Annotated in this window: 14 protein-coding genes; 9 read left to right on the top strand and 5 right to left on the bottom strand. The window is 60.4% G+C overall.

All coding sequences use genetic code 11. From position 1 onward, the window contains the following. Positions 1-46: 46 nt before the first annotated feature. Positions 47-541, bottom strand: coding sequence for a transporter substrate-binding domain-containing protein (locus tag AB5I78_RS27800; protein ID WP_369301931.1), 495 nt, complete (start codon positions 539-541; stop codon positions 47-49). Positions 542-675: 134 nt separating this feature from the next. Between AB5I78_RS27800 and AB5I78_RS27795 the strand changes: the two genes are divergently transcribed. After that, positions 676-1116 (top strand): DUF4399 domain-containing protein, encoded by a 441-nt coding sequence (locus tag AB5I78_RS27795; RefSeq protein WP_106575730.1) that lies wholly within the window; start codon positions 676-678, stop codon positions 1114-1116. A gap of 63 nt (positions 1117-1179) precedes the next feature. Here the strand turns inward: AB5I78_RS27795 and serA are convergent, their stop codons facing one another. Continuing rightward, positions 1180-2409, bottom strand: a complete 1230-nt coding sequence (serA, locus tag AB5I78_RS27790; RefSeq protein WP_010167810.1) for a phosphoglycerate dehydrogenase — start codon at positions 2407-2409, stop codon at positions 1180-1182. A gap of 205 nt (positions 2410-2614) precedes the next feature. Here serA and AB5I78_RS27785 point away from each other — a divergent pair, with 205 nt between their 5' ends. The 4 genes from AB5I78_RS27785 (at position 2615) to AB5I78_RS27770 (ending at position 6888) form a co-directional block, all read left to right on the top strand. Then, a complete protein-coding gene (locus AB5I78_RS27785) occupies positions 2615-4009 on the top strand; it encodes an FAD-binding oxidoreductase (RefSeq protein ID WP_145157839.1) in 1395 nt (464 codons plus the stop codon). Between the two features lie 22 nt (positions 4010-4031). Continuing rightward, positions 4032-4697 (top strand): fumarylacetoacetate hydrolase family protein, encoded by a 666-nt coding sequence (locus AB5I78_RS27780; RefSeq protein ID WP_369301932.1) that lies wholly within the window; start codon positions 4032-4034, stop codon positions 4695-4697. A 238-nt stretch (positions 4698-4935) separates the two neighbouring features. Further along, positions 4936-5859, top strand: coding sequence for an SdiA-regulated domain-containing protein (locus AB5I78_RS27775; RefSeq protein WP_369301933.1), 924 nt, complete (start codon positions 4936-4938; stop codon positions 5857-5859). 120 nt (positions 5860-5979) lie between these two features. Beyond that, positions 5980-6888, top strand: coding sequence for an SdiA-regulated domain-containing protein (locus tag AB5I78_RS27770; RefSeq protein WP_242199793.1), 909 nt, complete (start codon positions 5980-5982; stop codon positions 6886-6888). Here the strand turns inward: AB5I78_RS27770 and AB5I78_RS27765 are convergent, their stop codons facing one another. Further along, positions 6889-8835 (bottom strand): autotransporter domain-containing protein, encoded by a 1947-nt coding sequence (locus tag AB5I78_RS27765; protein ID WP_369301934.1) that lies wholly within the window; start codon positions 8833-8835, stop codon positions 6889-6891. It abuts the gene before it with no gap. A gap of 366 nt (positions 8836-9201) precedes the next feature. Further along, entirely contained in the window at positions 9202-9873 is a 672-nt protein-coding gene (gene rpiA / locus AB5I78_RS27760; protein WP_138813421.1) for a ribose-5-phosphate isomerase RpiA, read from the bottom strand. Between the two features lie 137 nt (positions 9874-10010). On the opposite strand from rpiA, the gene ilvA reads away from it, so the two are divergent. Together ilvA and AB5I78_RS27750 are read left to right on the top strand one after the other, a co-directional pair. Continuing rightward, positions 10011-11525: a threonine ammonia-lyase, biosynthetic gene (gene ilvA / locus AB5I78_RS27755; protein WP_145157825.1), complete on the top strand. Its 1515-nt coding sequence runs from the start codon at positions 10011-10013 to the stop codon at positions 11523-11525. A 40-nt stretch (positions 11526-11565) separates the two neighbouring features. Continuing rightward, positions 11566-11979, top strand: a complete 414-nt coding sequence (locus AB5I78_RS27750) for a DUF2269 family protein (protein ID WP_242199795.1) — start codon at positions 11566-11568, stop codon at positions 11977-11979. A 110-nt stretch (positions 11980-12089) separates the two neighbouring features. Here the strand turns inward: AB5I78_RS27750 and AB5I78_RS27745 are convergent, their stop codons facing one another. Continuing rightward, positions 12090-12746, bottom strand: a complete 657-nt coding sequence (locus tag AB5I78_RS27745; RefSeq protein ID WP_145157820.1) for an HAD family phosphatase — start codon at positions 12744-12746, stop codon at positions 12090-12092. 143 nt (positions 12747-12889) lie between these two features. On the opposite strand from AB5I78_RS27745, the gene AB5I78_RS27740 reads away from it, so the two are divergent. Then, the gene (locus AB5I78_RS27740) at positions 12890-13369 is read left to right on the top strand and encodes an RNA pyrophosphohydrolase (protein ID WP_003176750.1); all 480 of its coding nucleotides are present in this window, start codon (positions 12890-12892) and stop codon (positions 13367-13369) included. 22 nt (positions 13370-13391) lie between these two features. After that, complete coding sequence (gene ptsP, locus AB5I78_RS27735; protein WP_262206608.1) at positions 13392-15671, top strand: phosphoenolpyruvate--protein phosphotransferase; 2280 nt, start codon at positions 13392-13394, stop codon at positions 15669-15671. The last annotated feature ends 50 nt before the right edge of the window (positions 15672-15721 follow it).

Raw genomic sequence — 15721 nt, 5'->3', positions numbered from 1 at the left:
GTACTGACACTCCGTCTTCGCGGGCAAGCCCGCTCCCACAATTGATCTAGGGTGTCTTGAGGACCGGTGTGTCGCCTTCAAACCACTTCTGCGTCAGCGCCTTCAAGCGACCATCCGCCTTCACTTGCTGCAGCGCCTTGTCCAGGCTGTTTTTGAATGCCGGGTTGCCCTTTTGGAAGGGAATGGCCAGCTCAGGTGTTTCCTTGTAGGGATCGCTGAAATCGAAACGATCCTGCAGCTCGGCAGTCATAGCGATATGGTTGATGGCTACGTCGTACTTGCCGGTTTCAACGCCTGGCAGCAGGTCGGCGTCATCGGTGGTGATGAATGAGGGGCGCACATCCATTTCCTTCGCCAGCTGCTCGCCCAGTTCCACTTCAAAGCCGGTGAGCTTGTCGCCGTCCTTGAAGTTGAACGGCGGCGTGTTGGCCTCCAGGGCGATGCGCAGTTCGCCACGATCAAACACATCATCAATCAATTCGGCATGAGCCAAAGGGCTCAGAAGGGGCAGCAAAAGTACAAGGCCAGGCGAAAAGCGCATGGTCGCTCCTGATGAATTCGTCTACGCGAGGGGCCGTTCAGCATCGCTTTGCTATGGTGTTGAGTGCCTTGGACAGCAATTTGTCGCGAAGTTGTCATAACCCTACAGATTTCATAGAAAAACTGGAGAAGCGAATGAAAGCCTTTTTGTCCCGTGCCACCCTGGCCAGCGTTCTGCTGGGTGCTTCGATGTTGGCTACCGCTGCTGACGGTATCCCACGCAGCGCGCCGCCTGAAGGCGCCAAAGTCTTTATCGTGTCGCCAAAAGACGGCGCCACTGTCGATAAAACCTTCACCGTCAAATTCGGCATGGAAGGCCTGAAACTGGCCCCGGCCACCAGCCAGGACCCAGGCACCGGCCACCACCACCTGCTGATCGACCAGAAAGAGCTGCCTGACGCCAGCGTGCCGATCCCGGCCACTGACACCGTGATCCACTACGGCAAGGCCCAGACCGAAACCGAGCTGACCCTCACCCCTGGCAAGCACACCTTGCAGCTGGTAGCCGGCGACAAACTGCACATGCAGTTCAACCCGACTGTAGCCTCGAAAGTCATCACGGTTAACGTCAAGTAAGATTTGTTCAGATGTGAAAAAGGGAGCCCCGAGGGGCTCCCTTTTTTGTGCTGCGTTGAAACCTTAGAACAACACGCGGCTACGAATCGTGCCGTTGATGTGCTGCAGCTTCTCTTGCGCCAGGTCCGAGTACTCGGCGTCGACGTCGATGACCACGTAGCCGACTTTCTCGTTGGTCTGCAGGAACTGACCGGAGATGTTGATGCCGTTTTCTGCGAAGACCTTGTTGATCTCCATCATCACGCCAGGGATGTTCTGGTGGATGTGCAGCAGACGGTGCTTGCCAGGGTGAGCCGGCAGCGCCACTTCCGGGAAGTTGACCGAGGACACCGAGGTACCGTTGTCGCTGTACTTGACCAGCTTTTCCGACACTTCCAGGCCGATGTTGGCTTGGGCTTCAGCTGTGGAACCGCCGATGTGCGGGGTCAGGATCACGTTGTCCAGGCCACGCAGCGGGCTTTCGAAGATGTCGTCGTTGGAGCGTGGCTCCACCGGGAACACGTCGATCGCGGCGCCGATCAGGTGCTTGTCCTTGATCGCGTCAGCCAGGGCGTCCAGCTCAACCACGGTGCCGCGTGCAGCGTTGATCAGGATGCCGCCTTTCTTGATGGCGCGGATTTCCTTCTCGCCGATCATCCACTGGGTCTCAGCGGTTTCCGGTACGTGCAGGGTGACGATGTCGGACATGCCCAGCAGCTCGGTCAGGCTCGACACTTGAGTGGCGTTGCCCAGCGGCAGCTTGGTCAGGGTGTCGTAGAAGAACACCTGCATGCCCAGGCCTTCGGCCAGAACCGACAACTGTGTGCCGATCGAGCCATAGCCGACGATACCCAGCTTCTTGCCGCGGATTTCGAAGGAGTTGGCCGCGCTTTTGATCCAGCCGCCACGGTGGCAGGAAGCGTTCTTCTCAGGGATGCCGCGCAGCAACAGGATGGCCTCGGCCAATACCAGCTCCGCAACGGAACGGGTGTTGGAGTACGGCGCGTTGAACACCGCGATGCCGCGCTCGCGCGCTGCGTTGAGGTCGACCTGGTTGGTGCCGATGCAGAAACAGCCGACAGCCACGAGTTTCTTGGCGTGGTCGAAGATCTCTTCGGTCAGCTGAGTGCGGGAGCGAATGCCGATAAAGTGCGCGTCGGCGATCTTTTCCTTTAACTGGGCTTCCGGCAGAGAACTGGTGATGTACTCAATGCTGGAGTACCCAGCGGCCTTCAGTACGTCGACAGCCGATGGGTGGACGCCTTCCAGAAGAAGGAACTTGATCTTGCTCTTATCGAGAGAAGTCTTGCTCATCTGCGTAAACCTGTATCCCGGAGAAAAATGGCAGGGAATCGAGCAGCGCAAGCTGACCCGGACGGCAGGAAAGCCGTCACCGCAGAAACGCCCTTGGGCTCTGTCCTGCGGGGGCGGTATGCTAGCATACGTGCCCCGCTAAACACCCATTCCTGCGACGTGAAGCGTTCTCAGGATGACCATGAATTGTTCGAGAGTTCTGTCGATGACCCATCCTGCCCTGATTGATGAGCTGAAGACCCTGGTTGAGCCTGGCAAAGTGCTGACCGATGCAGACTCCCTGGAGGCTTACGGCAAGGATTGGACCAAGCACTTCGCACCCGCACCTAGCGCCATTGTGTTCCCCAAGACCACCGAGCAAGTGCAAGCCATCGTGCGTTGGGCCAACGAACATAAGGTTGCGCTGGTGCCTTCCGGCGGCCGCACTGGCCTGTCGGCTGCGGCGGTGGCGGCGAATGGCGAAGTGGTGGTGTCGTTCGACTACATGAACCAGATTCTCGAAGTGAACCTCACCGACCGCACCGCCGTGTGCCAGCCGGGCGTGGTCACCAAGCAATTGCAGAACGTCGCTGAAGAAAAAGGTCTTTATTACCCGGTGGATTTCGCGTCGTCCGGTTCGAGCCAGATTGGCGGCAATATCGGCACCAATGCCGGCGGGATCAAGGTCATTCGCTACGGCATGACTCGTAACTGGGTGGCCGGCATGAAAGTGGTCACCGGCAAGGGTGATGTGCTGGAACTGAACCGCGACCTGATCAAGAACGCCACCGGCTACGACATGCGCCAGCTGTTCATCGGCGCTGAAGGCACTTTGGGCTTTGTGGTCGAAGCCACCATGCGTCTGGACCGTGCGCCGAAAAACCTCACCGCCATGGTGCTCGGTACCACGGATTTCGACTCGATCATGCCGGTGCTGCACGCGTTCCAGAGCAAGCTGGACCTGACCGCCTTCGAATTCTTCTCCGACAAAGCCTTGGCCAAGGTCATGGGCCGTGGCGACGTGCCGGCACCGTTCGAAACCGACTGCCCGTTCTACGCGCTGCTGGAATTCGAAGCCACCACCGAAGAAGTCGCCAACCACGCCCTGGAAACCTTTGAGCATTGCGTCGAGCAAGGCTGGGTACTGGACGGCGTGATGAGCCAGAGCGAAACCCAACTGCACAACCTGTGGAAGCTGCGCGAGTACATCTCCGAGACCATTTCCCACTGGACGCCCTACAAGAACGACATCTCGGTGACTGTCTCCAAAGTGCCGGCGTTTTTGAAAGAAATCGACGCGATCGTCGGCGAACACTACCCCGATTTCGAAATTGTCTGGTTTGGCCATATCGGCGACGGCAACCTGCACCTGAACATCCTCAAGCCGGAAAACCTGAGCAAGGACGAGTTCTTCGCCAAGTGCGCGACCGTCAACAAGTGGGTGTTCGAAACCGTCGAGAAGTACAACGGCTCGATCTCCGCCGAACACGGCGTGGGCATGACCAAGCGTGATTACCTGACATACAGCCGCTCGCCGGTTGAAATCGAATACATGAAGGCAGTCAAAGCGGTGTTCGACCCTAACGGGATCATGAACCCTGGCAAGATCTTCGCTGTTTAATCGCCCCTGTAGGAGTCGTTTCATGAGCTACCAGCACAAGTACGTCGACGGCACCAACATCCACTTTCCCCTGGGCAAAGTGGTGTGCATCGGGCGTAACTACGCCGAACATGCCAAGGAACTGGACAACCCGGTGCCCACCGAACCATTGCTGTTCATCAAACCGGGTAGCTGCGTGGTGCCGTTGGAAGGCGGTTTCGCCATCCCGACCGACCGCGGTTCGGTGCACTACGAGGCGGAAATCGCGGTGTTGATCGGCAAGCCCCTGTCGAACAAACCCAGCCGTGAAGAAGTACTCGACGCCATTTCCGGCTTCGCGCCGGCCCTGGATTTGACCTTGCGCGACAAACAGGCCGAGCTGAAAGCCAAAGGCCTGCCCTGGGAAATCGCCAAGTCGTTCGATGGCGCGGCGGTGATTGCACCGTTCGTGGTCGGCAGCACGTTCCCGGACGTGACCGATATCGGTATTCGCCTGACCATCAATGGCGAAGTGCGCCAGGACGGCAACAGCTCGCAGATGCTCAACCCGATTATCCCGATGATCCAGCACATGGCTGGCTGCTTCTCGCTGCAGGCCGGTGACGTGATTCTCACCGGCACGCCGGCCGGTGTGGGGCCGCTGAATGTGGGGGATGAGCTGGTGCTGGAGTTGACGGGTGTGAGCCGTTTCGAAAGCAGCGTTCGCTAAAGACGGCATGCCTTCAAATGTGGGAGCTGGCTTGCCTGCGATAGCATCACCTCAGTGTCACTGACACACCGAGGTGCCTGCATCGCAGGCAAGCCAGCTCCCACATTGGTCTGAGTGGTCCGAAACATCTGGCTTTTGCATTTTTTTCACACACCATCCGGATAATCCACAGCCTCCTGCGCGCGGGCCCGCTGATCCTGTGCTATCACCTAACGCTGACTTTCCGGAAAAGCGCTCAATGGCCGTGACTTTGCCCTCCGCTGCACCCAAGCCCCGTTCACGTTTTGCCCTGCGCTGGTATTCCTGGCTGTTTCTCGCCGGGGCGATTGTGTATGGCGTTGCCTGGCTCATGCATTGGGATGATCGTGGCGTACTGTGGGTGGCGGAACGCTTTGAAACGCCGGCTGAGCAGCAGGCCAGCGTCTGGCTGCCGGACTACCATGCGGTCATCGATGGCAAGTTGCTGCCCGGCATGGAGAAGGATGAGGCTTCGGATCTTTCCTACAATCCGCAGACCAAAACCCTGTTTTCCGTGATGGGCAAAAACCCGTTCCTGGTTGAGTTGAGCCTGCAAGGCGATGTGCTGCGCAAGATGCCACTCAACGGCTGGAACAACCCGGAAGGCCTGACGATGATGGAGAACGGCTTGATGGCCATTGTCGATGAGCGCATGCACACGCTCACCGTGGTGAAAGTCGATGCCGGCACCCAACAACTGAATATCGCTGACTTCAAGAGCTACGACCTGGGCCCGTCCAAGGATCAGAACAAAGCCTTCGAAGGCATCACCTGGGACAAGCGCAATCAACAGCTCGTGCTGGGCGAGGAGCGACCACCGGCGCTGTTCACCTGGAAAAGCGATGGCGCCACGCTGACGGGCGACAAGCAAAAACTCGCCAGCACCGAGCTGGACATGCGCAACCTTTCGGCCCTTGCCGTCGATCCGCGTACCGGCCACTTGCTGGCATTGTCGGCCGACTCCCACCTGTTGCTGGAGCTGGATGAAAAGGGCGAGCAAGTCAGCTTCATGACCTTGCTCGGCGGCTTCAACGGCCTCAAACGCACCATTCCGCGTGCCGAAGGCGTGACCATGGACGAGAGCGGCACGTTGTACATGGTCAGTGAGCCGAACCTGTTCTACCGTTTCGAGAGACAGAAATAACCCACGATTACGTCGGACATTTCCCCAATAGCGGCATTCGCCAGACATCCGGCAGCGTTTAAGTTTAAATTCAGACAGGCGTGATATTCATTCGCCACTTTTTGACTTCGAGCTGCCCTGATGCGTCGATTCGCCCGTCCCAAACCCGCGTTTTTTACTGTGCTGCTGATCGCTCTGGTGGCCGCTGGTGTGGTCGCACAGCAATTGCGTCTGTTCGAGCGCGCATGGTTTAACTGGCAGGCCTGGCGCCAGCCTGCCGATGAGCGCTCCATCGGCCTGGCCGATTATCGCGTCAGCCTGGAAGCCAAGGTGATTGAAGGCCTCGACGATGATGTCTCAGCCCTCACCTATGACCCGGTGCGCAAAAGCCTGTTTACCGTCACCAATAAAAACGCCGAGCTGGTCGAACTGTCCCTGGAGGGCAAGATTTTGCGGCGCATTCCACTGGTGGGCTTTGGCGATGCCGAAGCGGTGGAGTTCATCAGCGACAACATCTACGTGATCAGCGATGAGCGTCAGCAGCGGCTGATCAAAGTGCACGTGAACGACGACACCCAGTTCCTCGACGCCGCCGACGCGGAGCAGATGACATTGGGCGTACACATGGGCGGCAACAAGGGTTTCGAGGGCCTGGCCTACGACTCGGTCGGCAAGCGCCTGTTTGTGGCCAAGGAACGTGACCCGATGCTGATTTACGAGGTGCACGGTTTCCCTCATTTCAAGCCGGAAAAAACCTACTCGGTGCACGTCATCAACAACCCCAAGCGCGATGCCGGACTGTTTGTGCGCGATTTGTCGAGCTTGCAATACGACGAGCGCAGCGGCCATCTGCTGGCGCTGTCGGATGAGTCGTTTCTGGTGCTGGAGCTGGACATCGACGGTCGCCCGCTAAGCAGCCTTTCTCTGCTCAACGGGCGCCATGGCCTGCAAAAACGTGTGCCTCAGGCCGAGGGCATCGCCATGGACGACCAAGGCAGCTTGTACCTGGTCAGCGAGCCAAACCTGTTTTACGTGTTCAAGAAACCCTGATCAAAACATCCACTGCACACCCAGCGAATAGCCGGTCTGGCTGCCTTCGGCATGCCCCGGGCGGCTGTTCACCTCGGCGTAAACGCCCAGCTGCGGGGTGATCGCCAGCTGGCTGCCGACTTGGGCGCGGCCAAAGCTTTTGTCCACGGCACCCAGTTTGGCGGTGCGCGCCCGGCCGTCGGCGTGGGCGGTCAGTTGCAGGTCGTCGAGACGTCCGTCAGCCAATTCCTTGACCCAGGCGATGTCGCCGTAAGGCAGCAAGCTCAAGCCATAGGGCAGGGCGACGGCACCGCGTACGCGCCAACCGAGGCTGGCTTCCAGGGAGTCGAAGGATTGCTCCTGGTACTCAAGCGCCGTGCGCAGGTTCTGTTTCTCGTGGAATTTATCGATGCGCGCGTGACTGTAATCCAGACCGGCAAACGGCCCACTCTTGACCGCGCCGAAGTCGAAGTCATAGCCGCCCAGGACGCGCGCGCCCAAGGACAGAGCGTCGGTGTTGCCGCTCAGTTGCTGATTGAGCAAGATCGGGCCGCCATTGGCCTGGATCAACAGGTTGCGCTTGGAATCAAAGCGCGTACGCCCGACGCTCAGGTCGCCGGCCAGCCAGCTCGGCCCGCCGTCGTTGAGCAAGGCGTAGACCGCCGCCTGCCAGGTGTCGCTGTCGAGTTTGCCGCGGTGTTCGAGGGTGTCGCGCCCGTTGAGGTAGCTCAGGCTGGCGCCGATGTTCAGGCTGGACGTGAGTTGGTAGTCGCCCAGCGCATGCACGCCCAGGCGCCGCGCCTCGGGGTTGAGCGGGCTGTCGAAGCCGCTGTCCGGGCTGTATTCGCCGTCCACGCCAATTTCGCCATCAAAGCTGCCGGCCTCGCGGCTGGCGGACTGCAAGGTCAGCCAGCGCCGATCATGCAGCCGCACCATGGCCTGGTGCTGGCGCTGCAAGTTGTCTTGCATGTTGCGCGCAACGGCGCCGCCCGAGGCGGTCGAGGCCATCAGGTCGGCGTTGGTCAACTCCAGTACCAGGCGGCTGAGCAGGCGCGAATAGTCGCGCAGGCGCTGGTCGATGCGCGCCTGTCCGAAGGCATCGGTGAGCACGGCTTTGTTGTCCTCGGCCGGGTCATGCCAGGTGGAGCCACCCGGAATTTTCGGGTTGTTGGTCTGGGTGTAGCCGTCCAGGTCGCCCAGCTCCCAGTTGGTGGCTTCGATATACAGAATCGGGATGTTCAGCGGCTCGAACGGCTCGCCATCGCTGCAACAGCCGGTGCCCTTGGGGTATTGCGGGTCCAGGCCGGGGTTGGTGAACAGTGGGATGTTCAATTCCTTGGCGATCTGGAAAGTGTGCTCGCGCAGCGAGGCCAGGGCGGGGTTGGCCGCGCTGTTCTGGCCAGCGTGGGCGTACATCATGTCGCCGGTGATCAGGCTGTCGAGGTTGATCATCGCCAGCATGTTCGCGCGCTGGCTGGCGCTGAGTGAGTCGACAAACGCCCTGGAGCCGCGCAGGCCTTCTTCTTCGGCGCCGAAGCCGACGATTTGCAGGCCGTTTTCCAGTTGCAGCCCGCCGAGGTTCTTCGCCACTTCGGTCAGCACGCTGGCGCCGGAGCCATTGTCGTCCAGGCCTTGCAGGGTCGGGCGGCCGAAGTAGGTGTCAAAATGCGCGCCAATCACCACGTATTGCGCCGTGGTGCCGGCGGCGTAGGCCACCACGTTTTGCGAGGCGCGAGTGCCGTTGTTCCAGGTGAAGTTCTGGCGACTGAGGCTGTAGGCCGAGCCCATCTGGCTTTGCATCCAATCTGCTGCGCCGGCGAAATTGGCGGTGCCGCGATACCGGCCGGGGTAATCGTTGATCAGCTTTTCCAGGGTGGTGTTGGCGTGCTGGCCGTAATCGTAGGCCTGGGTATGTGTCGACAGCAGGCTGCCGACCACGCTGATCGCGAGGGCTAAGGGCTTTATCACAAGGTCGTCCTTGAAGTGATGGGGAGGATCAAGCCCAGACCCATTGCACAATGCGCGCCTCATTCCTTGAGCGACTGCAAAGTGGCGCATTGTTAAACGCGTGGGTCGCCTGGCTGTAATTTGTAACGTATTTGATACTGAGGAAGGTGCGACATGCCGTGGGGTAGCGCACGATTTTGGCGAGGGGATGCAGCGAAAAGTAGCATTCTTGTTACATAAATATCGAGGTCAGCACATAGCAAATGTGGGAGCGGGCTTGCTCGCGAAGACGGTGTATCAGGCAACTGATCCAGCGACTGACACACCGCATTCGCGAGCAAGCCCGCTCCCACACAAACCCGGCTCCCGCAGGGGATTCGCGGTTTTTTAAGCTTTGAGGGTTTTCACGCCTTCAGAGGTGCCCAGCAGCAATACGTCCGCCGGACGCGCGGCGAACAACCCATTGGTCACCACGCCGACGATCGCATTGATCTGCGTCTCCAGCTGCACCGGGTTGGTGATCTGCATGTTGAACACATCAATGATGATGTTGCCGTTGTCGGTCAACACGCCTTCGCGGTACACCGGGTCGCCGCCCAGCTTGACCAGCTCGCGGGCCACGTGGCTGCGGGCCATCGGGATCACTTCCACCGGCAGCGGGAATGCGCCGAGTACCGGGACCAGCTTGCTGGCGTCGGCGATGCAGATAAAGGTCTTGGCCACGGCCGCGACGATCTTCTCGCGGGTCAGGGCGGCGCCGCCGCCTTTGATCAGGTTCAGGTGTTCGTCGCTTTCATCGGCGCCGTCGACATAGAACTCCAGGTCGCTCACGGTGTTGAGCTCGTACACCGGAATGCCATGGCCCTTGAGGCGTGCGGCGGTGGCTTCGGAGCTGGCCACGGCGCCGTCAAACGCACCTTTGTGCTGGGCCAGCGCATCGATAAAGCAGTTGGCGGTGGAGCCGGTGCCGACACCGACGATGCTCTTATCGTCGAGTTTAGGAAGGATTAAATCGACGGCGGCCTGGGCCACTGCCTGTTTGAGTTGATCCTGGGTCATGCGGGCTCCGGAACGGGCGGGGAGTTATCGAGGGCGGCGAGTATAACCCAACAAAACCTCGGGATTCGTGTGGTCGCCCGGCCAAAAGCCGGGTTAGACTCCTTGGCCCTGCCCAACCTGCTCAGTGATTCCCGCCGATGCTTGAACAGTACGTCAAAAAGATCCTCACCTCGCGCGTCTACGACGTTGCCGTAGAAACCCCTTTGCAGACCGCCCGCCAGCTCTCCGAGCGGCTGGGCAACAAGGTCTGGCTCAAGCGTGAAGACTTGCAGCCGGTGTTCTCGTTCAAGATTCGCGGCGCCTACAACAAGCTGACCCAACTGAGCAGCGAGGAACGTGCGCGCGGCGTGGTCACCGCGTCTGCCGGCAACCACGCCCAGGGCCTGGCCCTGGCGGCCAAGGTGCTGGGGGTCAAGGCCACCATCGTGATGCCCAAGACCACCCCGGAAATCAAAGTTGAAGGCGTGCGTTCGCGTGGCGGCAAAGTGGTGCTGCACGGCGATTCCTTCCCGGAAGCCCTGGCCTACTCGCTCAAACTGGTCGACGAAAAAGGCTACGTCTACATTCACCCCTACGATGATCCGCACACCATTGCCGGGCAGGGCACCGTGGCGATGGAGATTCTGCGTCAGCACCCTGGGCCGCTGGACGCGATTTTCGTACCGGTGGGCGGCGGCGGGCTGATCGCCGGTATTGCGGCGTACGTGAAATACCTGCGCCCTGAAATCAAGATCATCGGTGTCGAGCCGGATGACTCCAACTGCCTGCAGGCTGCCATGGCGGCGGGCGAGCGTGTGGTGCTGCCAACCGTCGGCATCTTCGCCGATGGCGTGGCGGTGGCGCAGATCGGCCAGCACACCTTCGACATCTGCAAAGACTATGTGGACGAAGTGATCACCGTCAGCACCGATGAAATCTGCGCGGCGATCAAGGACATCTACGACGACACGCGCTCCATCACCGAGCCCGCTGGCGCGCTTGGCGTGGCGGGTATCAAGAAATACGTGGAAACGCGGGGCATCACCGGGCAAACCCTGGTGGCCATCGACTCCGGCGCCAACGTCAACTTCGACCGCCTGCGCCACGTGGCCGAACGCGCCGAGCTGGGTGAAGGCCGCGAAGCCATCATCGCGGTGACCATTCCCGAGCAGCCGGGCAGCTTCAAGGCGTTCTGCGAGGCTGTGGGCAAGCGCCAGATCACCGAATTCAACTACCGTTATCACTCCGGCCGCGAGGCGCACATCTTCGTCGGCGTGCAGACGCACCCGGAAAACGACCCGCGCAGCGCGCTGATTGCCAGCCTCACCAGTCAGGGTTTCCCGGTGCTGGACCTGACCGAGAACGAACTGGCCAAGTTGCACATCCGCCACATGGTCGGCGGGCACGCGGCCAAAGTCAGCGATGAGCTGGTGTTCCGTTTCGAGTTCCCGGAGCGTCCGGGCGCGCTGTTCAACTTTCTTAACAAACTGGGCGGGCGCTGGAACATCTCGATGTTCCACTACCGCAACCACGGCGCGGCCGATGGCCGTGTGGTCGCAGGCCTGCAAGTGCCGGCGGACGAGCGCCATCTGGTGCCGGCGGCCTTGGCGCAAATCGGCTACCCGTACTGGGATGAAAGCGAAAACCCGGCCTACCAGCTGTTCCTCGGTTAAGCGACTACGCTGACTGAGCGGCCTTCAAGGAATCAAGACCATGGAAACGCTGACCACCCTCAAGGTGATCCACATCACCGCCACTGTGTTACTGCTGCTCAGCGGCCTGGGCCTTGCGGTACTGGCCTGGCGCAAACGCAGCGTCGGTCCGACCGCTACCGTGCAACGTCCGTGGGCGTTTGTGTGGTTGCTGATGGGGGTGTGCATGGTCAGCATGCCGTTTACCGGCTGGTGGCTGGTGCATATGACCGGCTGGCCGCTGGGGCAAACCTGGATTCTGGGCTCCAGCATCCTCTACACCGTGGCGGCGCTGGCCTGGTTCTGGCTGGTGGCGCGGCTTAATCGCCTGCGTAAAGGCGAGGGCGGTAGCCTGAATTTCACGTTGGTGCTGGCGGTGGTCAGCCTGGTGGGGTTTGTGGCGATTGCCGGGTTGATGGGTGCCAAGCCGGTTTAAGGCTTGAGACCGCGTCGGCTGCATCGGGGGCAAGCCCCCTCCTACATTTAACCGAGTAGATCCTTTGGAATGCGGTCGAGTGTGGGAGGGGGCTTGCCCCGATAGGGCCATCAGCTACGCAGCGTAATCACCGGCCAACCTCGCTTCTGGGCCTCAGCCCGCAAATTCGGGTCCGGATCCACCGCCACCGGGTGGGTCACTTGCTCCAGCAACGGTAAATCGTTCATCGAGTCGCTGTAGAAGTAGCTGTCTTCCAGGCTGTACCCGGTTTCTTCCAGCCAACGATTCAGGCGCGTCACCTTGCCCTCACGGAAGCACGGCACATCGGTGCTGCGCCCGGTGTAGCGGCCATTTTCCATCTCGCATTCAGTGGCGATCAGGGTTTCAACGCCCAAGCGTGCGGCAATCGGCGCGGTGACGAAGCGGTTGGTGGCGGTGATGATCACCAGCTTATCGCCCGCAGCGCGGTGTTTGGCCAGCAGTTCCACGGCCTTGGGCAGCATGATCGGCTCGATGCAGTCGCGCATGTAGTCGTTGTGCCACTCGTTCAACTGGGCCATCTCGGTGCGGCCGAGGATTTCCAGGCAAAAGTTCAGGTACTCGGCGTTATCCAGCGTGCCGGCCAGGTAGTCCTGGTAAAACTCGTCGTTGCGGGCCTTGTAGGCCACCGCGTCGAGAATCCCGCGTTCGCAGAGGTAATCGCCCCAGGCGTGATCGCTGTCACCGCCCAGAAGCGTGTTGTCCAAGTCGAATAAAGCCAGGCGCATTGCAGTTACTCGCTGAAAAGTCTGTAAAAAGGCGTCCAGAATACGGTCTTTTCACAAGAGTGCACATAAGGTAAGAAGCCTCGTTGCCGCTGGAACAACCTTTGTGGAACAATGCGGCGACATGCGTTTGCGAGGTTGTTGCCGTGATCGACCCCGATGGTTTCCGTCCTAATGTCGGGATTATTCTTACGAATGATGCCGGACAGGTGCTATGGGCTCGCCGAATCAACCAAGATGCCTGGCAGTTTCCTCAAGGTGGAATCAACCCCGACGAAACCCCTGAAGACGCCTTGTACCGTGAGTTGAACGAAGAAGTCGGCCTTGAGCGCGAAGATGTGCAAATTCTGGCCTGTACCCGTGGCTGGTTGCGCTATCGTTTGCCGCAACGCCTGGTGCGTACCCACAGCCAACCGCTGTGCATCGGCCAGAAGCAGAAATGGTTTCTCCTGCGCCTGATCTCCAACGAGCAGCGGGTGCGGATGGATTTGACCGGTAAACCGGAGTTCGATGGCTGGCGTTGGGTCAGCTATTGGTACCCGTTGGGCCAGGTGGTGACATTCAAGCGCGAGGTTTATCGTCGCGCTCTCAAAGAGCTTGCCCCGCGCCTTTTAGCGCGCGACTGACGACGGAGTTCGACCCCGAGCCATGCTCAATACGCTGCGCAAGATCGTCCAGGAAGTTAACTCCGCCAAGGATCTCAAGGCGGCGTTGGGGATTATTGTGTTGCGCGTCAAGGAAGCCATGGGCAGCCAGGTCTGCTCGGTTTACCTGCTGGACCCCGAGACCAACCGTTTTGTGCTGATGGCCACCGAGGGCCTGAACAAGCGCTCCATCGGCAAGGTCAGCATGGCGCCCAATGAAGGTCTGGTGGGCTTGGTGGGGACGCGTGAAGAACCCCTGAACCTCGAAAACGCGGCCGATCACCCGCGTTACCGCTACTTTGCCGAAACTGGCGAAGAGCGCTACGCCTCGTTCCTCGGCGCACCGATCATTCACCACCGCCGCGTTGTCGGCGTGTTGGTCATCCAGCAAAAAGAGCGTCGCCAGTTCGACGAAGGTGAAGAAGCCTTCCTCGTGACTATGAGCGCGCAGCTTGCCGGGGTTATTGCCCACGCCGAGGCGACGGGCTCGATTCGCGGCCTGGGCCGTCAGGGCAAGGGCATCCAGGAAGCCAAGTTCGTCGGCGTGCCGGGTTCGCCGGGTGCTGCCGTCGGTACGGCGGTGGTCATGCTGCCACCGGCCGACCTCGATGTGGTGCCGGACAAGACCGTCCACGACATCGACGCCGAAATCAAACTGTTCAAGACCGCCCTGGAAGGCGTGCGCGCCGACATGCGCAACCTGTCGACCAAGCTGGCCACACAACTGCGCCCCGAAGAGCGCGCGCTGTTCGACGTGTACCAGATGATGCTCGACGACGCGTCGCTGGGTAATGAAGTCAAAACCGTGATCAAGACCGGCCAGTGGGCTCAGGGCGCGCTGCGCCAAGTGGTCACCGATCACGTTAACCGTTTCGAGTTGATGGACGACGCCTACCTGCGCGAGCGTGCCTCGGATGTGCGTGACCTTGGTCGCCGTCTGTTGGCTTACCTGCAGGAAGACCGCACCACCAACCTGGTCTACCCCGACAACACCATCCTGATCAGTGAAGAGCTGACCGCCACCATGCTCGGCGAAGTGCCGGAAGGCAAACTGGTGGGCCTGGTTTCGGTTCTGGGTTCGGGTAACTCCCACGTCGCGATCCTGGCCCGGGCCATGGGTATTCCGACGGTCATGGGCCTGGTGGACCTGCCGTATTCCAAGGTCGACGGCATCGACATGATCGTCGATGGCCATCGCGGCGAAGTCTTCACTAACCCCAGCGAGCTTTTGCGCAAGCAATACGCCGAGGTGGTGGAAGAAGAGAAACAACTGGCGCTGGGCCTGGATTCGCTGCGCGAACTGCCGTGCGTGACCCTCGACGGCCACCGCGTGCCGCTGCTGGTGAATACCGGCCTGCTCGCCGATGTGGCCCGCGCGCAACAGCGCGGCGCCGAAGGGGTAGGGCTGTACCGCACCGAAGTGCCGTTCATGATCAACCAACGGTTCCCGAGCGAGAAGGAGCAGCTGGCGATTTATCGCGAGCAACTGCAAGCCTTCCACCCGTTGCCGGTGACGATGCGCAGCCTGGACATCGGCGGCGATAAGTCACTGTCCTACTTCCCGATCAAGGAGGACAACCCCTTCCTTGGCTGGCGCGGCATTCGCGTAACCCTCGACCACCCTGAAATCTTCCTCGTGCAGACCCGCGCCATGCTCAAGGCCAGCGAAGGCCTGAACAACCTGCGCATCCTGTTGCCGATGATCTCTGGCACCCATGAGCTGGAAGAGGCTCTGCATTTGATTCACCGCGCCTGGGGCGAAGTCCGTGACGAAGGCGCCGACGTGCCGATGCCGCCGATTGGCGTGATGATCGAAATTCCGGCGGCGGTGTACCAGGCTAAAGAGCTGGCGCGGCAGGTGGACTTCCTTTCGGTCGGCTCCAACGACTTGACCCAATACCTGCTCGCTGTGGACCGCAACAACCCACGGGTGGCCGACCTCTACGACTACCTGCACCCAGCCGTGCTGCAAGCCCTGCAACACGTGGTGCGCGACGCCCATGCCGAAGGCAAGCCGGTGAGCATCTGCGGTGAAATGGCCGGCGACCCGGCCGCAGCGGTGCTGTTGATGGCGATGGGCTTTGACAGCCTGTCGATGAACGCCACCAACTTGCCGAAGGTGAAGTGGATGCTGCGCCAGGTGAACCTGAACATGGCCAAGGAATTGCTCGCCGAGCTGATGACCATCGACAACCCGCAAGTTATCCACAGCTCGCTGCAGTTGGCGCTGAAGAACCTGGGGCTGACGCGGATGATCAACCCGGCTTCTGCAAAAAACCTCTAAACCGAGGGGCCGCCATCGCGGGCAAGCCCGGCCCCCACAGGGGAATGCAT

Origin of the sequence: Pseudomonas sp. N2-3-1-14 (assembly GCF_041228395.1) — a bacterium.
Classification (GTDB): domain Bacteria; phylum Pseudomonadota; class Gammaproteobacteria; order Pseudomonadales; family Pseudomonadaceae; genus Aquipseudomonas.
The sequence above is the reverse complement of the archived record's forward strand: the minus strand, read 5'-3'. Positions and strand labels throughout refer to the sequence as shown.